We start from the raw sequence: 19584 nt of genomic DNA, 5'->3' as shown, positions 1-19584 counted from the left end.
GCAACCCGTTCGGGTCAGGGCCGCCCGCCACCCCTCCGCGCGCCTCCGCGCCCCTTGCACTCGGCCGCCACCCGGCCGTTCGGGTCCCGCGCGCCGGGATCCGAACGGCAGGGGCTGCCCCTGAGGTCTCGCTGCTTCAGGTCCTGCTTACGGTCCTACTTCCAGGGGTCCGTGAACGCCCGGCCCGGAACCGGCTTGGCGATGAGTGCCGTGGCGGTGAAGAAGTTGACCTGGCCGATCGCGAACATCAAGGTGGCGAGCGCCTTGGGCTCGTAGTGCTCGGCGACCTCTGCGTACAACGCGTCGGAGACCCGCTCACCGTCCTCGGACGGCCGCAGGACGGCCTCCACGAGAGCCAGCGCGGCCCGCTCGGCGGCGGTGAAGTACGGCGAGTCCTGCCAGGACGCCACGGAGGTGATCCGCTCCTCCGACTGCCCCGCCGTGCGCAGGAATCCCGTGTGCAGCACCGTCAGATACGTGCTGCCGACGACCTGCCCCGCCCGCAGGTGGACCAGGCTGATCGTGGGACGCGGCACCGAGCCGTTGCCGACGACCTTGAACAGGGCCGCCGACACTTCCGCCACCTCCGGGACCAGCTCCGTGGGGTCCTCCTTCATGCGCGGAGCGAGCGGGACCTCAGCGGTGATCGAGCGCGTTCCCATTGTCTTCTCCCTCAGCATCAGTCAGTCGTCACGCCTTGCTTTCACTTGGCTGACGGATCGCGGCGGGGAAGTGTGACCGGTGGCGGTCGATCACTGACTTCACGGGCCCTCCGTATTGACCTCCACGGCTTCCGGGATGACGGCGACGAGGTGTTCCTGCCAGCAGTCCGTCTGCCGCGTGGCGACTTCGGCCCCGCAGCCGGCGCACACGAGGTTGGGGCCGTCGAGGCCGTCGGGTTCGCAGCAGCCGTTCTGTCGCCCCGGCCCGCGGTGCCGGTGGGTACCCGGGGCACCGTCGGGGTGCAGGGTGATTGCCCCCGTCTCGGGGTTGATCGCGTAGGTCCCCTGCTGCAAGAGGGGCAGGCCCAGGCGCTCACCCGTGAACTTCTCCGGGGTGGGCGGGAAGGGGACCTGTCGGAGTTCGTCGGTCAGAAGCTCGCCGCAGTTCACACACGTGATGATGGACACCGAAGGATTTTCTCGCGGTCGAGCCGGGCCGGCCCAGACTCTCGCGGCTACGGCTGGGTGCTCGTTGCCACAAGTGGGTCGCGGCGGCAACAGCTGGGTCTCAGCGGTCTCCATTTCAGTTCTCACCGTTACGAGCGCTGCGGCGCCGGTACGCGTTCGCCAGCGGCAGCGGGTACGACGGCGGGGACGGCGACCGGCACCGTCGCACCCTTTCGTCCCGCCAGACGGCAGCCGAGGCAGTGGGCGTGGCCGCGGCGCGCCGCGGTGTCGCGGACCCGCCAGGGCTGCTGCGCGACCGGCCGCGGCCCCGTGGGCTTGCCCCACCCGGCGAGGTGGAGGAGCCAGGTGGCGAGTGCGGCGAGGACGACGACGGCGCCGCCCGCCACCAGCGCCCCGGTCGAGTCCGCCGCGAGCCCCGCCCCCATCACCGCGCTGCCGAGCACGGCCGTGCAGGTGCCCGTCCAGCCCGCGACCGTGTGACCCATGTCGTGGTCTCCGTGCATGCTCATGGCCGTCTCCTCGGGAAATGGGATGCTGTGACGGGTGATCGCGACTCGCCCGCGCGAATACGTCTTATCTCGCGAGCTAATTTACTTAGATGCTAAGGGGATCTGTGGTGCAGGGCAAGACGCGTCCGGCGGCGACGGCCGACCAGGCGCTGTACGCGATGGACCGGATGATCGCGACGGCCCAGTTCGGGCAGCAGGACATCGCCCGGCGCATGGGCCTCAACGTCACGGACCTCACCTGTCTCGGCTTCCTCATCGAGGCGGCCAACGCCGGTGAGTCCCTCGTGGCGGGCGACCTCGCCGAGCGGGCCCGGCTCACCACCGGAGCGGTGACCGGTGTCCTCAACCGCCTGGAGAAGGCCGGTTACGTACGCCGCCAGGCCGACCCGAAGGACCGCCGCCGCGTCCACGTGACCATGGAGGAGTCCGCGCAGAGCCGCATCCTGGAGGTGTACGGCCCCGTCTACGAGCGCCTGGGCACGCTGTTCGCCGACTACGGCCCGGACGAGATCGCCGTACTGACGGACTGGTTCACCCGCGCCAAGGCGCTGCTCCAGGACTCGCTGGACGAGATCCGCCAGGAGGGCGCCGAACCGCCCAGGGCCGAGGGCTGAGCGGCCCGGCACGCCGACACCCGATCCCTCTCAGCCCTTCCGGCCCCTCAGGTAGTCGTCGACGACCCGCATCACCTTCTCCGTCGCGCCCCTGCGGTACAGCCAGTGGCCGACGACGTCCATCGCGAACAGGGACGCCTTCGGGTAGGCGGCCGCCATGCGCCGGGCGCCCGCCAGCGGGGTCGCCGTGTCGTGGGTGGCGTTGACGACGAGGACGGGCGGGAGACCGCCCGGCGCCCGGGCCGGGCGGGGCTTGGGCGGCATGGTCCAGCCCTGACAGCTGAGGATGGTGTCCAGGGACTGGGCGTTGTAGCGGACGTGAGGTGCGGCCTTCGCCACTCGCGCACGCAGGGAACGATAGTGCGCGTAGTCGCGGATCCGGAGGTCGTAGTCCCGGCACATCACGAGCCGCGCGTACGGGTCGAGGCTGTTGTCGAACCACCTGACCTTGCCCTTCCCGGTGTGCAGCGCGGCCAGTTCCCGCGCCGTGGTCTGCGGGAACCACCCCTCGAGCCGGGCGTTGAGGAAGCCGGAAAGCTGATCTGCGCTCATCTTCGCCCGCGTCGGCCCGTCGGGGCCGGGGAAGCGGAGCGTACCCGCGTCGGCGCGGGCGAACAGCCTGTCCACGACGCCCGCGAGGCTCTGCCCCTTCAGCGCGCAGGAGGCGCTTCGCGCGCACCAGGCCGCGAGCCGCTTCAGGGTGCCGTTGAGGGAGACGCTGCCCGTCCTGAGGTACCGCTCGGCGGTCGGCCGGTTCGGATCCATCGCGCTGTCGAGGGCCAGTGCGCGGAGCCTGTCCGGGAAGAGGCGCGCGTAGCGTTCGCCGATGAACGTGCCGTAGGAGTGGCCGAGGAAGCTGATCCGGCGTTCACCGAGGGCGGCGCGGATGGCGTCCATGTCGCGGGCGACGCTCTCGCTGTCCATGTGGGCGGCGAGCGGGCCCGTCAGCTCGCGGCAACTGTCCGCGAACCGGCCGTTCAGGGTGCGAAGGCGCGCGAACTCGGCCGCGTTGCGCGGGCGGGCCGGGATCGCGTCGAGGAGCGACTCGTCGCAGCGGGCGCCCTGACTGCGGCCGATGCCTCGCGGGTCGAAGCCGATCATGTCGAAGCGCCGGAGCATGGCCGGGGCGTAGCCCTCTACGGGATCGTCGGCGTACAGCGCGTCATCGGCCCCGGGCGCCCCGGGGCCGCCGGGGTTCGACATCAGGACGCCGATGCGCCGCGACGGGTCGGTGGCCGGGTAGCGGGCGACGAAGATGCCGACCTTGGGCCCGCTTGGCTTCGCCCAGTCCACCGGCACCTTGACCGTCGCGCACCGCGCCTTGGGGCTGGGGTCGGGCTCGGGCGGATCGGCCTTCGGGCAGGCGCCCCAACTGATCCGCGGAACGGGGGTGTTGCGGATGCCCGACGACTTCGGTGCGGACGCCGCGCCGGGGGTGGCCAGCGCCAAGGTCGCCGTCAGAGCGGTGGAGGCGACCAGGGCCAGGAGCACGGTCCCGGGCCTGGTCGGGTTCACAGTCGTACGCATGCTGCTGTTCATGCGCGTCACTGTCGCGCTTGGGCGTGATGGTGCCTCTATCGGCTCATGATGGATACGTAACAGCGTTACGAGACACAGCAGATGACGCTCCCTCACCCGGCCCCGCGCCCGAGCCGACCACGCCCCACCGCCTCGGGCGCGACAGCGGTCCGGCGCCGACTACCGAGAAGCGCCGAGCCAGTCCTCGTAGCGGGTGGCGGCCAGGCGCGCGCCGGGCCGCGGGACCAGGACGTCGCCCTCGACGGCGGCGAACATGCCCGCCTTGTCGTCGGTGACGACGGTGCGCGGGTCCTTCCGGTGCTCCAGCGTGATGCGGCCGAGGTCGTCCAGGGAGAAGGCCTCGGGGCCCGCGACGTCGAGCGTGCCGTTGAGGGGCGGGGCGGTGGCGACGTCGGCGAGGGCGGCGACCACGTCGGCCGCGGCGATGGGCCGGACGGGGGTGGCGGGCAGCCGGACCGTCTCGTCGTCGGAGGTCCAGGACATGACCGCGTCCACGAACTCGTAGAACTGGGTGGCGCGCACGATCGAGTAGGGCGTGGGTCCGCCGCGCAGCAGCTCCTCCTGGAGCGCCTTCGCACGGTAGTAGTCGAGCTGCGGCACCTGGTCGACGCCGACGATGGAGAGGATGACCTGGTGGGTCACGCCCGCACGCTCCCCCGCGGCCAGCAGGTTCTCCATGGTGGTGCGGAAGAACGCCGGGGAGGCCTCGTCGAACGTGGGCGAGTTCGACACGTTCACGACCGTGTCCGCGCCGTCGAGCGCCTCGTCGAGACCCGCGCCGGTGAGCAGGTCGAGCCCGGTCGACAGGGACGAGGCGACCACCTCGTGCCCGGCGTCGCGGAGCCTGGAGACCAGCTGGGAACCGATGAGGCCGGTGCCGCCGATGACGGTGATCTTCATGATCGCGCCCTTCCGTGAATCGAGTGCCACCGTCACGTCACATGACGTAGCTAACTCGGATACCTGATGTCCGAGATAATACTCGGATACCCTGTGTCCGAGTCAAGCGGGCGAGCACGGCACACGGGGAGAGCACATGAAGATGTCCGGCGGCGTGGAGTGGGCGGTGCACTGCTGTGTGGTGCTGACCGCGGCGAGCGAGCCGGTCCCGGCCGCCCGCCTCGCGCAGTTGCACGACGTCTCGCCCAGCTACCTGGCCAAGCAGATGCAGGCCCTGTCCCGCGCGGGCCTCGTCAGGTCCGTCCAGGGCAAGACCGGTGGATACGTACTGACCAGACCCGCCGCCGAGATCACCGTCCTGGACGTGGTCCAGGCGGTCGACGGGGCGGGCCCGGCGTTCGTGTGCACCGAGATCCGACAGCGGGGCCCGTTCGGGACTCCGCCCGAGGACTGCGCCAAGGCGTGCCCCGTCGCGCGCACGATGGCGGCCGCCGAAGCGGCCTGGCAGGCGTCCCTGCGGGGCGTCTCCATCGCCGACCTCGTCGGCTCCGTGGAGCAGGACAGCGGACCCGAGGCCCTGCCCACGATCGGCGCGTGGCTCAACACGGCGAACAGCTCCGGCGGCTGAGCGCCACCCGGCGCGGTCACAGCCGTAGCGACAGCCGCGATCGCCTCAAGTCCGCAGCGCGTCCGGTGGCTGGTCCTCGTCGGTGGCGGGCGCGGCGCGGTCGTCGATGGCGATGTGGACGGGTTCGGCGCCGGGGCGGGGTGAGGTGGTCAGGGAGCGCACGGTGGCGGCGATGCGCTCGTACAGGTGGCGGGCGATGGCCGCGGTGCCGGGGTCGACGCTTGGGGCGCGCCGGACGTCGCGCAGTCTGGTGAGGGCGGCGACGAGGCTGAGCCCGGAGACGTCGACCGCGACGGTGCCGCGGTCCTCCGCGACGGCGCCGGGGATGTGGAAGTGCCGGTCCTGCCCGGCGTGTTCGACGAGGAAGGCCCAGGTGTCGCGGTGGACCGTGAGGCGCGCGGCGGAGATCCCGGCGGCCTTGCTCAGCAGGTCGAGGTGGTCGTCGTCGGCTTCGTCGTGACGCACGCGCTCTCCCTCGTGACGTCCGGGCTCTTCGGCCGCGGACGGCGACCCCTCTCGGGCGGGTGGTGTTGCCTCTCCCTCCGGCCGACGGCGGCTGATGTCGTTGAGTGCGGCGCGGATGGCGACCAGTTCCGTGCTGAGGGTCGCTAGCGGGTCGCGGAGGGCGTCGTGGCCGCGGCCCAGGGCCTCGCGGACGACGGCTCGGATCTCGGCGAGGCCGGTGGTGATGGCGGCGTTGGCGTCCTGGCGGGCCTGGTCGACGGCGTGCCGCTGGTCGTCGACCTGCTGCCGCAGTTCGGCGAGGTCGACGTGCATCCGGTTGAGGTGTTCGGTGATTTCGGGTCGCTTGTTGAAGATCGTCATACGTCTCCCTGGCCGCTGGAAAGGGCCAGCGTGACGAGAGGGCAACTCGGCGACAAGCGCGTGAATCGGACACGCGGGACGTCGGCTCCGGTGGTCGCCGAAAGTGGCGTCGGCCCCGTTTTCGTACAACTGCCGTGAGCCAAGCCTTTGTTGGCCGTGGGGCCGCTGTTCGCGCAGAGGTTCAGCGCTGTACCGTCTGGCACGACCCACAGCAGCAAGGAACGGAGCCCCGCATGTCCAGCCCCCTGGATCGAGTCGACACCTCAACCGCGCACTCCGCTCGGGTGTACGACTACATCCTGGGCGGCAAGGACCACTACCTCGTGGACATCGAGGCGGGCGACGCCATGTGCAGGCACTGGCCGTCGCTGCCCGTGCACATGCGGGAGAACCGCCGGTTCATGCACCGCGCCGGGCACTTCCTGGCGCGGGAGAAGGGCGTCCGGCAGTTCCTGGACATCGGGACCGGGCTGCCCACCGCCCCGAACCTGCACGAGGTGGTGCAGGAGGTGGCCCCGGAGTCGCACGTGGTGTACGTGGACAACGACCCCATCGTCCTCACCCACGCCCGCGCCCTCCTGCAGAGCTCCCCCGAGGGCGCGACCGCGTACGTCGACGCCGACATGCACGACCCCGATGCCATCCTCGACAGCCCGGAACTGCGCGCGCTCCTGGACCTGAACCAGCCGGTCGCCCTGATGGTCATCGGCATGCTGCACTTCATCCTGCCGCCCGACGACGAGCAGTTGGTGCGGCGCCTCCTCGACCCGCTCCCCTCCGGCAGCTATCTGGCGATGACCATCGGCACGGCCGACTTCGCGCCCGAGGAGGTCGGACGGGTCGCCGAGGAGTACGCCCGGCAGAACATGCCCATGGTGCTCCGCGACCTGCCGACCACCACCGCGTTCTTCGACGGGCTCGACCTGGTCGAGCCCGGAGTGACCCAGGTCCACAAGTGGCGTCCTGGCAGCGGGCAGCGGGACGTCCGCGACCGGGACATCGCCATGTACGGGGCGGTGGCGCACAAGCCCTGAGACCGCGCCGCACCCCTCTCCCCGCACTCTCGGCGCCACACGGAGCCGAGACCCCCCACAAGTGAAGGGACAGCAATGGTGCACTACATACGGCTAGGAATAGCCGGCACCGCCGCAGCGGTCGCCCTGACCCTGGCGCCCGCCGCGAACGCCTTGTCCGCGCCCGAACCGGCCGCGGCGAAGAAGGCGTCGGCCGTCGTGACGCTCCGCTACGACGACAGCCGCGCCGCGGGCTGGGAGGCGGCCATCGCGGCCGGAGTCGCCTCGTGGAACGCGAACGTCGACAACGTCAAGCTCGTCGAGGCCGCGCCCGGCACCCGGGCCGAGATCCAGATCGTGGCTACCAGCGGCTGGCCGCAGGCCACCCTCGGCCCGGTCCGCCCCGGCGGCAGGGCCCAGGTCCAGCTCGGCCAGCAGGCGGTCACGGACGGCCACGACAAGACCCGTATCGCCGCCCACGAACTCGGCCACAACCTGGGCCTGCCGGACACCAAGCCCGGCCCGTGCTCCCAGCTGATGTCGGGCTCAAGCGCCGGCACCAGCTGCAAGAACGCGGTCCCCGACGCGCGCGAGCAGGCCCGCGTCGAGGCCGCCTACCGCACTGGCGCCACATCGCACGTCCCGACCGACGGCCGCACCCTGGTCGACGCGCGGTAGCCAACCCCCGCCAGGGCTGAGGCCCCTGGGGCACAACACGGCCACAGCGCCACGGTGCCTGACCGCGCGCACGCGCGGTCAGGCACCTCGCCGTCGGCCCTGCGGGCCGCTACGGCGCCATCTCGTACGCCCCGGCCAGCGCCTCCACGCGCTCCCACACCCGCGCCGAGCGGGCCTCGTCGACGACCGGGCGGCGGACCGCGCCGAGGGCCCAGTCCTGCTGCGCCTCGGTCGCGGAGTCCTTGCCGTGCAGTTCGACGGCGTACGCGGAGAAGTCCCGTACGAGCACGGCGAACAGCTCGTCGAGGACGTCCTGCTCCAGGCCGGTCAGGCGGGCCTGCTCCAGGATCAGCTGGCCGTGCACGACGAGCGCGAAGAGCTGGCCGATGGCGAGCAGCAGGTCGAGGTCGCGGCTCTGCTTCTCGTCGGGGGCCGCGGTGGTGACGAACTCGCAGAGCGCGTCGGCCTGTTCGCGGAACCGGGCGACGTTCGGCACCTCGGCGTACGCGTCGTAGGCGGTGCGCCAGTCGTGGAAGCGGATGGCGCCGAGGCCGCGGGCGGGGCCCTGCCGGAAGAGGAAGTCGTCGTCGGTCGCGTCCAGGCGGGTGGGCACGGGCGCGTACTCGGCCGGGTTCAGGAGGTGGTTGCCCATGAACTTCAGGATCAGGGCGAGATTGACGTGGACCGTGCCCTCCAGCTTCGGCAGCCCGCGGATCTCGGTGGCGGCCTGGGCGAAGTAGGTGTCCTTCTCGAAACCCTTGGCCGCGATGACGTCCCACATCAGGTCGATGACCTTCTCGCCCTCCGTGGTCACCTTCATCTTCGTCATGGGGTTGAAGAGGAGGTAGCGGCGGTCATCGGGTCCCGCGGAGCGGAAGTAGTCCACGGCGCGGTCGCTGAACAGCTTCATGCCGACGAGACGGACGTAGGCGTCGGTCAACTCCCGGCGCACGTGCGGGAAGGCGGTGACGGGGCGGCCGTAGAGGATGCGGCCCGTGGCGTGGGTGACGGCCTCGTACATCGCGTGCTCGCAGATGCCGATCGCGCCGGTGCAGAGGTTGAACTTGCCGACGTTGACCGTGTTGAGGGCGGCGTCGAAGGCGGCGCGGCCCGTGTGCAGGACGTCGGCGGCGGCCACCGGGTAGTTCTCCAGGCGGAACTCGCTGACGTACTTCGAGGAGTCGACGACGTTCTTGACCAGGTGGTACGCCTCGTGGCGGCTGTCGGCGGCGAAGAAGACGTAGCCGTCGGGGCCCTCGACGTCGGTGCGGCGGCCGAAGACGGAGACGAGGCCAGCGGCGTTGCCGTTGCCGATGTAGTACTTGGAGCCGCTGGCCCGGAACCCGCCCTGGCCGTCGGGCTCCAGGAGCATGTCGGTGGAGTAGATGTCGGCGCCGTGCGACTTCTCCGACAGGCCGAAGGCGAACACCTCGCCCTGGGTGAGGAGTTCGGCCGCGCGGGCGCGGGCGGCGGCGTTGTCGCTCTGCCAGACCGGGCCGAGGCCGAGAATGGTGACCTGCCAGGCGTACCAGTAGTCGAGGCCGTAGAAGCCGAAGATCTCGTTCAGGGCCGCGATGCGGGCGGTGTCCCAGCGCTTGTCGCCGTGCCCCTCCTGAGCGTCGGCCGCCGGGGTGAGGAAGGTCGCGAACAGCCCCTCCTTCGCGGAGAACGCGAGGAAGTCCGCAAGCCAGGCACGGGAGCGGTAGTCCTCGATCAGCTTGCGCTTGCCGCGCGCCTCGAACCAGTCGACGGTCGCGCGCAGCAGCCTGCGCGTCTCGGGGTCGAAGTGGGTCGGGTCGTACGTGCGCGGGTTGAACAGCAGCTGGTCGGCCATGGCAATTCGCCTTTCCGGCTCGGGAGTTGAGGAAGGGAGGACTTCGGGGAACGGACGGCTCCGGGCCCGGTTCAGCGCTCGGGGCCGAGCCGTCGGAGGGTGGCGATCACGTCGTCGAGCCAGGCGAGCGTCATGCGTTCGTACGCGATGCCGCCACGCAGTACGACGTGCTGGAGCTCCTGACCGGCGTCGGGCGTCCCGGGAGCCTCGGGTCCGGTGAAGTCGCGCCGCTCCCCCGCGAGATAGTGCGCGAGCCGGTCGGCGTGCGCCTGGCGGTGACGTTCCACCTCGTCGATCAGGGCGACCGGGTCGTCGAAGGCGGCGCCGCGGATCTTCACGGCGAGCTCGTGCCGGACGCTCTCCGGTTCGATCGGCTCGTGCAGCCAGCGGGAGAGCGCGCTCCGGCCGGGCGCGGCGACGGAGTACTCCTTCTTGTCCGGCCGGTCCGGTTGCGCCACCTCGCGGGCGTCGACCCAGCCGTCGTTCTCCATGCGTTTGAGGACGCGGTAGATCTGCTGGTGGGTCGCGGCCCAGAAGTAGCCGATGGACCGGTCGAAGCGCCGGGCCAACTCATAACCGGAGCCCGGCTTCTCAAGGAGGGAGACGAGAATCGCGTGCTCGAGCGCCATGCCCGAATCCTTCTATGCAACTCGTTGCATAGACAAGTGGCACTGCCCAGGTGAGACACGGCTCACCTGGGCAGTGCGGCATCCGGCGGTGCCGGGTCAGAGCACGGTCACGTATCCGGGGGCCGGGAGGCGGGTCGCCATCGTGGGCTCGTGGATGTCGGCCAGCGCCACGAAGAGCAGCGCGACAGCGAGCGCGCCGGGGTCCGGTACGCCGAGCGCGTGATCGCCGACGTAGCTCGCGCGGCCGCGCCGGGGGCGCAGCGACGCGGTGGAGAGGGCGCCCCGGATCGCGGCCTGCGCGGCGGTGGTGAGCGGGGCCTCCGCGCTCTCGGAACCGTCGGCGGGCTCACCCCCGGCCGCGGCGGCCAGCGACTCGGCGGCGGGCGCCAGCGCGTCGACGATGGTGCAGTCGCCCACCCGCGCCCCGCCCACGCGGTGGATCGCGGCCTGCGCGCCCGCCGTGGCCTCGGCGAGGGCCGCGACGGACGGCGCCTGTCCCGTGCCGGGCTCGGCGGCCGCCAGGTGCTGGAAGAGCAGGCCGAACAGCGGGCCGCTGGTGCCGCCGACGTCGTTGAGGAACGCCTCGGCGAGCGCGGCCACGCCGTCGGCTCCCGTCTCGTCGGCGAGCTTCACCGCGCGCCGGACGCCCCCGGAGAGGTTGTCGCCGAAGTCGCCGTCGCCGACGAGCTGGTCGAGCTTGGTCAGGTTGTCGCGGACCTGGGCCACGATGTCCGCGTAGCGGTCGAGCACCACGCGGCTGCCGGTGGCGAGTGCGGGCGCGGCGGCCGGGGTGGCGGAGGCGGGGCGCTCCGGGGCGCGGTCCACCGCCGTGGCGGGGCCCTCGGCGCTCATGGGCCGGGGCAGGACGAGCGGTGTCTCGGCGGGTGCCGTCCACAGGTCGGCCCAGCCCGCGTCGAGGCGGGTGAGGGTGAGCGAGAACCCGGACATGTCCAGGGCGGAGGTGTACGTCCCGGCGACGGTCAGCACGGGGCGCAGGCCGCGCTCGGCGAGCCGCTCGGTCAGCAGGACGCTGATGGCGTGCAGTTCGAGGTCGGTGGTGGCGCCGAGGCCGTTGACGAGGGCAAGCACCTCGTCGGGGCCCGGCGGCAGCGCGTCGAGCAGGTCGTCGGCCATGCGCCGGACGAGGTCGCGGACCGGGGGCCTGGCGATGGTGCGGGTGCCGCGCTCGCCGTGGATGCCGACGCCGTAGTCGAGGACTCCGGCGTCCAGGGTGAAGGCGGGGGCCGACGTCGTGGGCGAGGTCTGGGCGCGGGCCGCGACGGCGATGCTGCGGGACTGGGCCACGACGCGGGTGCCGAGCTCCTGGAGTTCCGCCAGGGAGGCGCCCCGGTCGGCGGCGGCGCCGAGCAGCTTCTCCACGACCACCGTCGCGGCGGTGCCCCGGCGGCCCGTGGCGCTGTCGGCGGCGTCGGTGGCCAGGTCGTCGTCGACGAGGACGGTCGCGACCGGGATGCCGTCGTGCCGCAGGCGCTCGGCCGCGATCTGAAAGTTGATCACGTCGCCCGTGTAGTTCTTGACGACCAGGAGCACGCCCTCGCTCTTGGCGGCGGCGACGCCGGCCTCGTAGATCTGCCGGTTGTGCGGGGAGGCGAACACCTCTCCGGGACACACCGCGTCCAGGCCGCCGCGCCCGAGCAGCCCGGTGTGCAGCGGCTCGTGCCCCGAGCCGCCGCCGGACACCAGGGCGACCCGCCGGTCGGGGTGCGGGTCGCGCGCCCGCAGGAACAGCGGCGCGGCGTTGACCTCGACCTTGTCGGGGTGGACGAGGGCGAGACCGCGGGCGGCGGTCAGTACGGGGTCGGTTTCCGGCAGGAAGTAGGTCATCGGTCGTTTCTCCGTAGGTCAGGGCGCGGGGTCGGGGGCGGAGCGTCGTTGGCGCCGCCGGCCGTGCCGACCGGGCCCACCCTGGACGTCGTACCGCGCCCAAGATCGGAACACTATCGTTCCGGAACCGGGAGGTTCCGGTGCGGGCGTCCGGCATGCGATCCTGCCACCTGCGCCGCAAGGCCGCGAATCGGACTTCGACACCGAGAAACCCCTGATCAGCCCAGTCATCTTTGCGAGGTCTTTACCCGTGACGAACGCGCGACGCGAGGACCTCGGCCGCATGCTCCGCACCTGGCGCATGGCCCGCGACCCCGCGCGGGTGCCCGGCATCGCCCCCGCGCGCGGCCATCGCAGCTACCTGACCCAGCTCGACATCGCGCTGCTGCTCGGCGTCTCCGAGCGCTGGTACCGGGCGCTGGAGAAGGGCGAGGACCGGCGGTACGGCCGCGAGATGATCGCCGGGATCGCCCGGATCCTGGAGCTGTCCCCGCGCCAGACGGCCGCACTGCACCGGGGCACCGGCCACGAGCCCCCGGCGCGGTCAGGAACGAGCGGCGCCCCCGACCCCGCGCTCGTCCAGCTCATGCGCGAGCAGCGCCACATCAGCTTCCTCTGCGACCAGGCCTGGGACGTGGTCGACGCGAACACCGTCGCCGCCCGCCACTGCCCCTGGCTGGTGCGCCCCGGCGCGAACGTCATGACCTGGGCGTTCTCGCACGAGGCCCGCTATCAGCTGCGGGACTGGGAGAGCCGCTGGGCCGTGCACCTGCTCACCCGCCTGCGCCTGGCCTGGCAGCGCTGGCCGGACAACGCCCGCCTCGACGAGGTCGTCGAGGCGGTGCGCGCCGAGCCGGGTGTCGCGGCGTTCTGGGACGCCCCGGCACCCGCCCCGCCGGAGCCGGACCCGTCCGACGACGTCCGCCCGATGTACTTCCCGCTGCTCGCGCCGGACCCCGTCGACGTCCGGGTCCTTGCCTGCGGCCCGTACGACGACACGTCACTGCGCTGGTACCTGGTGATCCCGGTGGACGGGACCCTCACGTTCCCGTAACCGTCGGGCCCCTCTCAGCCGCCGCTGCGGCACAGGGCGCCGTCGACCAGTTCCCGCATGACGTCCTCCTGGCGGGCCGCCGCCTTCGGGTCCGCGGAGCGGCTGTGCGCGGAGACGGTGACGGTGCGCCTGCCGTCGGAGGTGGTGGCGGTCCGCATGACGTAGCCGAAGCCGCTGCCGCCGTGCGTGAGGTAACTCCCGCCGCAGGACAGCGGGGTGGCGAAGAGACCGAGGCCGTCCTCGGTGCCCGCCGGGTGGCCGCTCCCTCGCGGCACCGGGACGGTGGTCCGCATGGCGGTCAGCTCGGCGGGCTTCAGGAGCCGCCCGGCGGCGAGGGCGGCGAAGAAGCGGTTGGCCTCGTGTGCCGTACCGGTCATCGAGCCGTCGGCCCCGCTGTCGAAGGGGCGGTAAGGGATCGTGGTGTCGATCATCGGGCCGCCCTCGGCGAACTGCTGGTAGTTCACCGTGTGCGGATCCGGCAGGAACGGCGAGCTGCCGGTGTCCGTGCGGCGCAGCCCGAGGGGGCGCAGGACGCGGTCCTCGACCTGCCGTTCCCAGGTCCTGCCGGTGAGCTTCTCGATGATCATTCCGGCGAGTACGTAGTTGGTGTTGGAGTACGCCCAGCCCTTGCCCGCCGCGAAGTCCGGCTCGTGGCGCATGGCCAGGGCCACCAACTGCTCGGGCCGGTAGGACTGCCAGCGTTTGGCGAAGTACGTCCGGGCGCCGGGGTCGGGGAAGACGTCCCGCGTGTAGTCGTGGAGGCCGCTGGTGTGCCGCAGCAGATCGCGGACGGTGATGGTCCGCCCGTCGTTCCCGGAGCCGGAGACGACACCGGGGAGGACGTCCTCCACCGACTGGTCGAGGGTCAGCCGCCGCTCGCCCACGAGTTGCATCACGACGGTGGCGACGTACGTCTTCGTGATGCTGCCGAGCCGCAGATAGCCGTCCTGCGGGACCGGCCGCCCGCTCCTCAGGTCGCGCACTCCGGAGCGGGCCTTGACGGTCCCGCGCGGGGTTTCGAGGCGGACGGCCACACCCGTGACCCCGGCGTCGCGCAAGGCGTCGGCGTCCCGTTGCAGGGCTTCGCGCTGACCGGCGTCGCGCTGCGCGGGCCGGTCCTCGGCGGCGGGGCGGGGCAGCGCCGAGGCCGCGGCGCACGGCAGCGCCGAAGCGGCCAGCGTCAACGCGCCGACTGACAACCACAAACGACGAATGATCATGCCCCGAGGCTAGGAACAGCGCAGGCCGCAGCCCATCCGGCCGACCCCCTGACGGAACGGGGGCCAGTCGGATGGACACCGTGGCGTGAGGCTACGACTGCGCCTGTGCGCCGGTGTGTTGATACAGCTCGGGCACCGAGACCTTGATCGGTTCCTGTGTGGTGCGGGCGATCACGACGACCACAGGCTCGACCGGGTCGGGGTTCTCCTCCCGGTGCGGGACGAACGGCGGCACGAGCACGAAGTCGCCGGGATCGGCGGTGATCCGCACCTCCTGCGTACCGTCGTGGAACACGAACACGGGGTGGCCGCTGACCACGAAGATCCCCGCCTCCGACTCGCCGTGGTGGTGGTTGTCCGTCGCGCTCAGCGGCGGGTTCTCCACCCGCCCCATCCACAGCCTCTTGGAGCCGACCGTGCCTCCGCTGATGGCGGCGTAGCCGTCCAGCTCGCCGGAACGGACGTGGTGGACACGGTTGTTGAGCGGCGCCTCGCCGCCCGGGCCCAGCGCGGATCCGGTGTCTTCGCGGGTGGTCATCGTCTGTCCTCCTGGTGGTGTACGTGGGCCCGTCGGCCGGACACCAGGTTGCGACGGCCGCGACCAAGACGACAACTAATGTTGCCGCTCTGGCAAGTTGTGCTGTGCGCAGAGTGCCCGGGTGACCATGCGCATCGCGGCCCGGTGCCGGCGAGGCGACGCTCGCGCCCACGGTGACCCGGCGCCTCATCCGCGCCTTCTCCGCCCTGCCGCCCCCGCTGCTTCCCGGCGCCACCCCCGCCTCCGCCCCGGGGCCGCGTACGGACGGCCCCCTCACCGCCCTCACCGCCCGGGAGCGGGAGGTCGCCCGGCTGGCGGCCCAGGGCATGCCGAACGCCCGGATCGCAGCCGCCCTTGGCCTTGCGCAGCCGGGCGTCAAGAGCACGATCAACCGGATCCTCCCCCGGCCCGGCCTGGAGAACCGCGTACCGATCGCGGTACTCGTCCTCACCTCCGAACCGGAGTCCGAACCGGAGGGCGCGGCGGACGCCGAGGGAGCCCAAGGCGCAGCGGCCGCCAAGACCGCCGAGGACACTGCGCGCGCCGAGAGCACAAGGGGCACCACGGATACCACAGACACCACAGACACCACAGACACCACAGGCACCACGGGCACCACCAGCCGCGCCGTCCTCACCGACTCCCGCCACAGGGAGAGGAGTTCGTAGCCGACCCCGTGCGGCGGAGCCCGGTGCGCGCTCCGTCTTCCCGTGCGGAATGCCGGGCAGACACACGAAGTTGCAGACGGCATGAAAGCGATAGGTGTCCATGACTTCGGCGGCCCGGAAGCACTGCGGGTCCTCGACCTGCCCGAACCGCAAGCGGGCCCCGGTGAGGTCCGCATCCGCGTGCACGCGGCCGCCGTCAATCCCACCGACGTGATGCTGCGCACCGGCGGCCACGCGGTCCGGATGGCCGACCGGCGGCCCCCGTTCGTGCCCGGCATGGACGCCGCCGGGGTGATCGACCAGCTCGGGCCGGGAGCGGACGACCGGCTCGCCGTGGGCCAACGGGTGGTCGCCATGGTCCTGTTCACAGGCCCGAACGGCGGGGCCTACGCCGAGCAGGTCGTCGTGCCCGCCGCGTCGGTGGTACCGGCACCGGAGGGGGCGGACTTCCCCGCCGCGTCCACCCTCCTCATGAACGCCATGACCGCACGCCTCGCCCTGGACGCGCTGGCCGTGCCGCACGGCGGGACCGTCGCCGTGACGGGTGCCGCGGGTGCCGTCGGCGGGTACGCGGTCGAGCTGGCCAAGGCCGACGGGCTGACCGTGATCGCGGACGCCGCCCGGCCGGACATCGAGGTGGTGCGCGGCTTCGGCGCCGACCACGTCGTCGAGCGCGGCGCCCAGGTCGGCGCCCGGATCCGCGCGCTGGCCCCCGACGGCGTCCCGGGCCTCGTGGACGGTTCGCTGCAGACCACCGAGGTGGCGCCCGCCATCGCCGACGGCGGCGCGCTGGCCGAGCTGCGGGGCTGGTCCGGCCCGGCCGGGCGCGGCATCCGGGTGCGGCCGGTGATGGTGTCGGACGGCATCACCGACACCGAGAGCCTCGACACGCTGCGGCGCCAGGCCGAGGACGGCACCCTGACGCTGCGCGTGGCCGAGGTGCTTCCCGCCGACGAGGCGGCCAAGGCCCACCGCATGCTGGAGTCGGGCGGCCTGCGGGGCCGGTTGGTCCTCGACTTCTCCTGAGGGCGGCGCCGGGGGGGGGCCGGGCCGACCGGGACGTTCGGCGAGCGGCCCCGGCTTCCGTCGCAGGGTGAATCCCGCCCGTGACGGACAGGAGGCCGGCGTGGCCGGGACGACGCCGATCGAGACGACGGTCGCCGCGGTGATGGCCGAGCTGGCCGAGTTCGAGGCCCCCGAGGCACGCACGGTGAACGAGAAACACGGCGACGACCACGGCGTGAACCTCGGCAAGCTGCGCGCGCTCGCCAAGCGGCTCAAGACGCGGCAGGACCTCGCCCGCGACCTGTGGGCGACGGACGACAGCGCGGCGCGGCTCCTCGCTCTCCTCATCTGCCGCCCGAAGGCGTTCGAGCGCGACGAGCTGGACGGCATGCCGCGCGAGGCCCGCACGCCCAAGGTGCACGACTGGCTCGTGAACTACGTGGTGAAGAAGAACCCGCACGCCGAAGAGCTGCGCCTGGCCTGGTCCGGCGATCCGGATCCCGTGGTCGCGAGCGCGGGCTGGGCGCTGACCGCCGAACGCGTGACGAAGAAGCCCGAGGGCCTCGACCTCGCCGGGCTCCTCGACGTCATCGAGGTGCGGATGAAGGACGCCCCGGACCGGCTGCAGTCGGCGATGAACCACTGCCTGGCCCAGATCGGCATCGATCACACCGAGCACCGTGCCCGCGCCATCGCCGTCGGCGAGCGCCTGGAGGTCCTCAAGGACTACCCGACGTCGCCGGGCTGCACGTCCCCGTACGCCCCCGTCTGGATCCCGGAGCTGGTGCGCCGACAGCAGGACAAGGCGGGGGCTTGACGGACGGGGACGCGAGGGGCGGCAGCCGGTCGTCCGGACCACCTGGTCGTCGAGGACGCGCCGTCCGGAGTCGAGGCCGGGCTCCGGGCCGGGATCACGGTGTGGGGCGTCAACGCCCCGGTCGCGGTGGACGGCGTGCACCGCCACTTCGGCGGCCCGCGCGGGGCGGGGCCCCACATGCTCACCTTCGCGACCGGAGGCGGCCCGAGGCGCGCTTGACCTTGACACGGTGACAAGGTCTTCACTGCGGTCAAGGTCATCACTGCGTCTAGGAGGTGGTCCGGATGACCCTGCCGGTACAGGACACGGAAGCGATGCGGGCCCTTCAAGGGCTGGGGGGCGGCAACGCGTCCGTGCGGCTTCGGGCAGCGCTGGCGGTCGGTACGAGCCCCGACCCGCGTTTCCTCGACAAGCTCGTCGAGCGGTGCGCGATCGAGCCCGATTTCTCCGTACGCGAAATGCTCACGTGGGCCCTTACCCGCCACGCGGCGTCGACGACGGTCCCGGCGCTGCTCCTTGAACTCCGCTCGGAGCGTGTCCAGGCACGAAGCCAGGCGCTGCACACGCTGTCCAAGATCGGCGATCGGCGGGCGTGGCCGGCGATCACACGGGAGCTACTGTCCGACACCGACGACGAAGTGGCGCGGAGCGCTTGGCGGGCCGCGGTCGTACTCGTACCGGAAGGTGCGGAGCCCGAGCTGGCCTCGGTGTTGTCGACACAGCTCGGGCGCGGTGGACATGAGACGCAGCTCAGCCTCAGCCGGGCGCTGATCGCACTCGGCGAGGCGGCTTCACCGACGCTGCGCGCCGCGATGGCGGACCTGGACCCGCGCGTGCGGGAGCACGCGATCGCCACGGAGCGGCTGTCGCGCGATCCGGACGCCGGATTCACGTCCGCGGTCGAGGAGGCGAAGCGGGTCATGGTGCTCGGCGCGACCGGCCAGGAGGAGTGAGGATTGAAGGGTGAGGAGGAGCGAGGAACGACGAGTGAGGAGTGAGGCGCCGTGCTGATCGGTGAGGTGGCCCGGCGGTCCGGGGTCAGCCCCCGCATGCTCAGGCACTACGAGTCGCTGGGCCTGCTGCGGCCGACGGGGCGTACCGGCGGCGGCTATCGGGAGTACGCCGACGAGGACATCCGGCGCATCTTCCACATCGAGAGCCTGCGGGCGTTGGGCCTCTCGCTGCGTGAGGTCGGGTCCGCGCTCGACGATCCCGGCTTCACGCCCTCGTCCCTCATCGACGACCTCGTGCGGCAGACGCACGAACGCATCGCACAGGAGACGGCGTTGCTCACGCGGCTCCGTCGGATCGGTGCCGCGGAGCCCACCGGCTGGGAGGACGTCCTCCAGACCGTGGCGCTGCTCCAGGCGTTGGGTTCGGAGAGCGCCGGGAAGCGGCAGCGCGCGGCCCTGTCCTCGGTCGACGAGGTTCCGGTGCCCGTGGAGGCCCTGGTCGAGGCGGTCCTGAGCGAGACGGACCCGAACGTCGCCGGGGCCCTCCGCTGGGCTCTGGCGCAGTCGGGCGACGGCGGACTGCCGCTCCTTGCGGAGGGGCTCGGCTCACCGGTCGCCGACGTACGCAAGCGTGCCGTCCAGTCCATCGCCGAGATCCCGCACGACGAGGCCACCGCGGTGCTGCGGGACGCACTCAGGAACGCCGACCTCGTGGTCCGCAGAGGTGCGGCTCTGGCGCTCGGGGCCCGCGGAGTCGCCGACGCGGTTCCGACGCTCATCGACATGGTCGTCGAGCAGGCGAACGACGTCGACGCGGCCGACGCCCTGAGCACGCTGGCGAGCGGTCCCGGATCGGCGGATCAGATCACGGCCGGACTCGTCGCCTTCCTCTCCGACGGCACCGACGGCGCTGAAGACGCGGCCGCACGGCTGCGCCTGACACAGGCGCTCGCGGAAATCCCGGGAACCGCGGCATCACGGGCTCTGACGGACCTGTCCCACGACGAAGACCGGACCATCGCGCTGACCGCCGCGTACATTCTCACGATGCGCGACAGCCACTAGCGGCTCCTGCCCGGGGTGCTGTGTGCGCGGGCGCACGACGAGCGGCACATCTACCGCTGACCGCAGGGTTACTGCCACCCGTGCCACACTGATCCCGTGCCGCCCTTCAAGACCGTCGCC

Annotated in this window: 21 protein-coding genes and 1 pseudogene; 11 read left to right on the top strand and 11 right to left on the bottom strand. The window is 72.2% G+C overall.

Features of this window, described 5'->3' with window-relative positions:
• Positions 1 to 155: 155 nt before the first annotated feature.
• From ACZ6BG_RS18750 to ACZ6BG_RS18740, 3 genes are all read right to left on the bottom strand, one after another.
• The gene (locus ACZ6BG_RS18750; protein ID WP_469002464.1) at positions 156 to 662 is read right to left on the bottom strand and encodes a carboxymuconolactone decarboxylase family protein; all 507 of its coding nucleotides are present in this window, start codon (positions 660 to 662) and stop codon (positions 156 to 158) included.
• Between the two features lie 99 nt (positions 663 to 761).
• On the bottom strand, positions 762 to 1130 hold the full coding sequence (locus ACZ6BG_RS18745) for a hypothetical protein (RefSeq protein ID WP_469002462.1): 369 nt from the start codon (positions 1128 to 1130) through the stop codon (positions 762 to 764).
• A 128-nt stretch (positions 1131 to 1258) separates the two neighbouring features.
• Positions 1259 to 1639 carry an HGxxPAAW family protein gene (locus ACZ6BG_RS18740; RefSeq protein WP_469002459.1) on the bottom strand — a complete coding sequence of 127 codons (381 nt, stop codon included), beginning with the start codon at positions 1637 to 1639 and terminating at the stop codon, positions 1259 to 1261.
• 89 nt (positions 1640 to 1728) lie between these two features.
• On the opposite strand from ACZ6BG_RS18740, the gene ACZ6BG_RS18735 reads away from it, so the two are divergent.
• Positions 1729 to 2253, top strand: coding sequence for a MarR family winged helix-turn-helix transcriptional regulator (locus ACZ6BG_RS18735; RefSeq protein WP_469002456.1), 525 nt, complete (start codon positions 1729 to 1731; stop codon positions 2251 to 2253).
• A 30-nt stretch (positions 2254 to 2283) separates the two neighbouring features.
• Here ACZ6BG_RS18735 and ACZ6BG_RS18730 read toward each other — a convergent pair whose 3' ends face one another.
• Entirely contained in the window at positions 2284 to 3792 is a 1509-nt protein-coding gene (locus ACZ6BG_RS18730) for an alpha/beta fold hydrolase (protein ID WP_469002454.1), read from the bottom strand.
• 159 nt (positions 3793 to 3951) lie between these two features.
• Positions 3952 to 4692, bottom strand: a complete 741-nt coding sequence (locus ACZ6BG_RS18725; protein ID WP_469002452.1) for an SDR family oxidoreductase — start codon at positions 4690 to 4692, stop codon at positions 3952 to 3954.
• Positions 4693 to 4828: 136 nt separating this feature from the next.
• On the opposite strand from ACZ6BG_RS18725, the gene ACZ6BG_RS18720 reads away from it, so the two are divergent.
• Positions 4829 to 5320 carry an RrF2 family transcriptional regulator gene (locus tag ACZ6BG_RS18720; RefSeq protein ID WP_469002450.1) on the top strand — a complete coding sequence of 164 codons (492 nt, stop codon included), beginning with the start codon at positions 4829 to 4831 and terminating at the stop codon, positions 5318 to 5320.
• A 45-nt stretch (positions 5321 to 5365) separates the two neighbouring features.
• Here the strand turns inward: ACZ6BG_RS18720 and ACZ6BG_RS18715 are convergent, their stop codons facing one another.
• The gene (locus ACZ6BG_RS18715) at positions 5366 to 6145 is read right to left on the bottom strand and encodes a hypothetical protein (protein WP_469002447.1); all 780 of its coding nucleotides are present in this window, start codon (positions 6143 to 6145) and stop codon (positions 5366 to 5368) included.
• A gap of 233 nt (positions 6146 to 6378) precedes the next feature.
• Here ACZ6BG_RS18715 and ACZ6BG_RS18710 point away from each other — a divergent pair, with 233 nt between their 5' ends.
• Positions 6379 to 7179: an SAM-dependent methyltransferase gene (locus tag ACZ6BG_RS18710; RefSeq protein ID WP_469002445.1), complete on the top strand. Its 801-nt coding sequence runs from the start codon at positions 6379 to 6381 to the stop codon at positions 7177 to 7179.
• A 75-nt stretch (positions 7180 to 7254) separates the two neighbouring features.
• Complete coding sequence (locus ACZ6BG_RS18705) at positions 7255 to 7836, top strand: snapalysin family zinc-dependent metalloprotease (protein WP_469002443.1); 582 nt, start codon at positions 7255 to 7257, stop codon at positions 7834 to 7836.
• A 109-nt stretch (positions 7837 to 7945) separates the two neighbouring features.
• Here ACZ6BG_RS18705 and ACZ6BG_RS18700 read toward each other — a convergent pair whose 3' ends face one another.
• The 3 genes from ACZ6BG_RS18700 to ACZ6BG_RS18690 form a co-directional block, all read right to left on the bottom strand.
• Entirely contained in the window at positions 7946 to 9670 is a 1725-nt protein-coding gene (locus ACZ6BG_RS18700) for an acyl-CoA dehydrogenase family protein (protein ID WP_469002441.1), read from the bottom strand.
• A 71-nt stretch (positions 9671 to 9741) separates the two neighbouring features.
• Positions 9742 to 10299 carry a PadR family transcriptional regulator gene (locus ACZ6BG_RS18695; RefSeq protein ID WP_469002438.1) on the bottom strand — a complete coding sequence of 186 codons (558 nt, stop codon included), beginning with the start codon at positions 10297 to 10299 and terminating at the stop codon, positions 9742 to 9744.
• A 96-nt stretch (positions 10300 to 10395) separates the two neighbouring features.
• Positions 10396 to 12144 carry a dihydroxyacetone kinase family protein gene (locus ACZ6BG_RS18690; protein ID WP_469002436.1) on the bottom strand — a complete coding sequence of 583 codons (1749 nt, stop codon included), beginning with the start codon at positions 12142 to 12144 and terminating at the stop codon, positions 10396 to 10398.
• Between the two features lie 250 nt (positions 12145 to 12394).
• Between ACZ6BG_RS18690 and ACZ6BG_RS18685 the strand changes: the two genes are divergently transcribed.
• Entirely contained in the window at positions 12395 to 13198 is an 804-nt protein-coding gene (locus tag ACZ6BG_RS18685) for a helix-turn-helix domain-containing protein (protein ID WP_469002433.1), read from the top strand.
• A gap of 14 nt (positions 13199 to 13212) precedes the next feature.
• On the opposite strand, the gene ACZ6BG_RS18680 is transcribed toward ACZ6BG_RS18685, so the two are convergent.
• The gene (locus tag ACZ6BG_RS18680) at positions 13213 to 14418 is read right to left on the bottom strand and encodes a serine hydrolase domain-containing protein (RefSeq protein WP_469002431.1); all 1206 of its coding nucleotides are present in this window, start codon (positions 14416 to 14418) and stop codon (positions 13213 to 13215) included.
• A 91-nt stretch (positions 14419 to 14509) separates the two neighbouring features.
• The gene (locus tag ACZ6BG_RS18675) at positions 14510 to 14956 is read right to left on the bottom strand and encodes a cupin domain-containing protein (RefSeq protein WP_469002429.1); all 447 of its coding nucleotides are present in this window, start codon (positions 14954 to 14956) and stop codon (positions 14510 to 14512) included.
• Positions 14957 to 15129: 173 nt separating this feature from the next.
• Here ACZ6BG_RS18675 and ACZ6BG_RS18670 point away from each other — a divergent pair, with 173 nt between their 5' ends.
• From ACZ6BG_RS18670 to ACZ6BG_RS18645, 6 genes and pseudogenes are all read left to right on the top strand, one after another.
• Complete coding sequence (locus ACZ6BG_RS18670) at positions 15130 to 15624, top strand: helix-turn-helix domain-containing protein (RefSeq protein ID WP_469002426.1); 495 nt, start codon at positions 15130 to 15132, stop codon at positions 15622 to 15624.
• An 81-nt stretch (positions 15625 to 15705) separates the two neighbouring features.
• Entirely contained in the window at positions 15706 to 16650 is a 945-nt protein-coding gene (locus ACZ6BG_RS18665; RefSeq protein WP_469002424.1) for an NADP-dependent oxidoreductase, read from the top strand.
• Between the two features lie 142 nt (positions 16651 to 16792).
• Entirely contained in the window at positions 16793 to 17446 is a 654-nt protein-coding gene (locus ACZ6BG_RS18660; RefSeq protein ID WP_469003005.1) for a DNA alkylation repair protein, read from the top strand.
• Between the two features lie 36 nt (positions 17447 to 17482).
• Positions 17483 to 17665: pseudogene (locus tag ACZ6BG_RS18655) on the top strand (phosphatase); the annotation flags it as partial.
• Positions 17666 to 17730: 65 nt separating this feature from the next.
• Complete coding sequence (locus ACZ6BG_RS18650; RefSeq protein ID WP_469002422.1) at positions 17731 to 18399, top strand: HEAT repeat domain-containing protein; 669 nt, start codon at positions 17731 to 17733, stop codon at positions 18397 to 18399.
• Between the two features lie 51 nt (positions 18400 to 18450).
• Entirely contained in the window at positions 18451 to 19464 is a 1014-nt protein-coding gene (locus tag ACZ6BG_RS18645; protein WP_469002420.1) for a HEAT repeat domain-containing protein, read from the top strand.
• Positions 19465 to 19584: the final 120 nt, after the last annotated feature.

This window comes from Streptomyces sp. NPDC041205 (genome assembly GCF_055591765.1).
The sequence above is the reverse complement of the archived record's forward strand: the minus strand, read 5'-3'. Positions and strand labels throughout refer to the sequence as shown.

Excerpts from the sequence above, each read along its gene's own strand:
- ACZ6BG_RS18665 (WP_469002424.1), top strand. The coding sequence starts at position 15,706 with ATGAAAGCGATAGGTGTCCATGACTTCGGCGGCCCGGAAGCACTGCGG.
- ACZ6BG_RS18740 (WP_469002459.1), bottom strand. The coding sequence starts at position 1,639 with ATGAGCATGCACGGAGACCACGACATGGGTCACACGGTCGCGGGCTGG.
- ACZ6BG_RS18715 (WP_469002447.1), bottom strand. The coding sequence starts at position 6,145 with ATGACGATCTTCAACAAGCGACCCGAAATCACCGAACACCTCAACCGG.
- ACZ6BG_RS18650 (WP_469002422.1), top strand. The coding sequence starts at position 17,731 with ATGACCCTGCCGGTACAGGACACGGAAGCGATGCGGGCCCTTCAAGGG.
- ACZ6BG_RS18700 (WP_469002441.1), bottom strand. The coding sequence starts at position 9,670 with ATGGCCGACCAGCTGCTGTTCAACCCGCGCACGTACGACCCGACCCAC.
- ACZ6BG_RS18680 (WP_469002431.1), bottom strand. The coding sequence starts at position 14,418 with ATGATCATTCGTCGTTTGTGGTTGTCAGTCGGCGCGTTGACGCTGGCC.
- ACZ6BG_RS18695 (WP_469002438.1), bottom strand. The coding sequence starts at position 10,299 with ATGGCGCTCGAGCACGCGATTCTCGTCTCCCTCCTTGAGAAGCCGGGC.
- ACZ6BG_RS18690 (WP_469002436.1), bottom strand. The coding sequence starts at position 12,144 with ATGACCTACTTCCTGCCGGAAACCGACCCCGTACTGACCGCCGCCCGC.
- ACZ6BG_RS18730 (WP_469002454.1), bottom strand. The coding sequence starts at position 3,792 with ATGAACAGCAGCATGCGTACGACTGTGAACCCGACCAGGCCCGGGACC.
- ACZ6BG_RS18750 (WP_469002464.1), bottom strand. The coding sequence starts at position 662 with ATGGGAACGCGCTCGATCACCGCTGAGGTCCCGCTCGCTCCGCGCATG.
- ACZ6BG_RS18720 (WP_469002450.1), top strand. The coding sequence starts at position 4,829 with ATGAAGATGTCCGGCGGCGTGGAGTGGGCGGTGCACTGCTGTGTGGTG.
- ACZ6BG_RS18660 (WP_469003005.1), top strand. The coding sequence starts at position 16,793 with ATGGCCGAGCTGGCCGAGTTCGAGGCCCCCGAGGCACGCACGGTGAAC.
- ACZ6BG_RS18710 (WP_469002445.1), top strand. The coding sequence starts at position 6,379 with ATGTCCAGCCCCCTGGATCGAGTCGACACCTCAACCGCGCACTCCGCT.
- ACZ6BG_RS18735 (WP_469002456.1), top strand. The coding sequence starts at position 1,729 with ATGCTAAGGGGATCTGTGGTGCAGGGCAAGACGCGTCCGGCGGCGACG.
- ACZ6BG_RS18705 (WP_469002443.1), top strand. The coding sequence starts at position 7,255 with ATGGTGCACTACATACGGCTAGGAATAGCCGGCACCGCCGCAGCGGTC.
- ACZ6BG_RS18725 (WP_469002452.1), bottom strand. The coding sequence starts at position 4,692 with ATGAAGATCACCGTCATCGGCGGCACCGGCCTCATCGGTTCCCAGCTG.
- ACZ6BG_RS18675 (WP_469002429.1), bottom strand. The coding sequence starts at position 14,956 with ATGACCACCCGCGAAGACACCGGATCCGCGCTGGGCCCGGGCGGCGAG.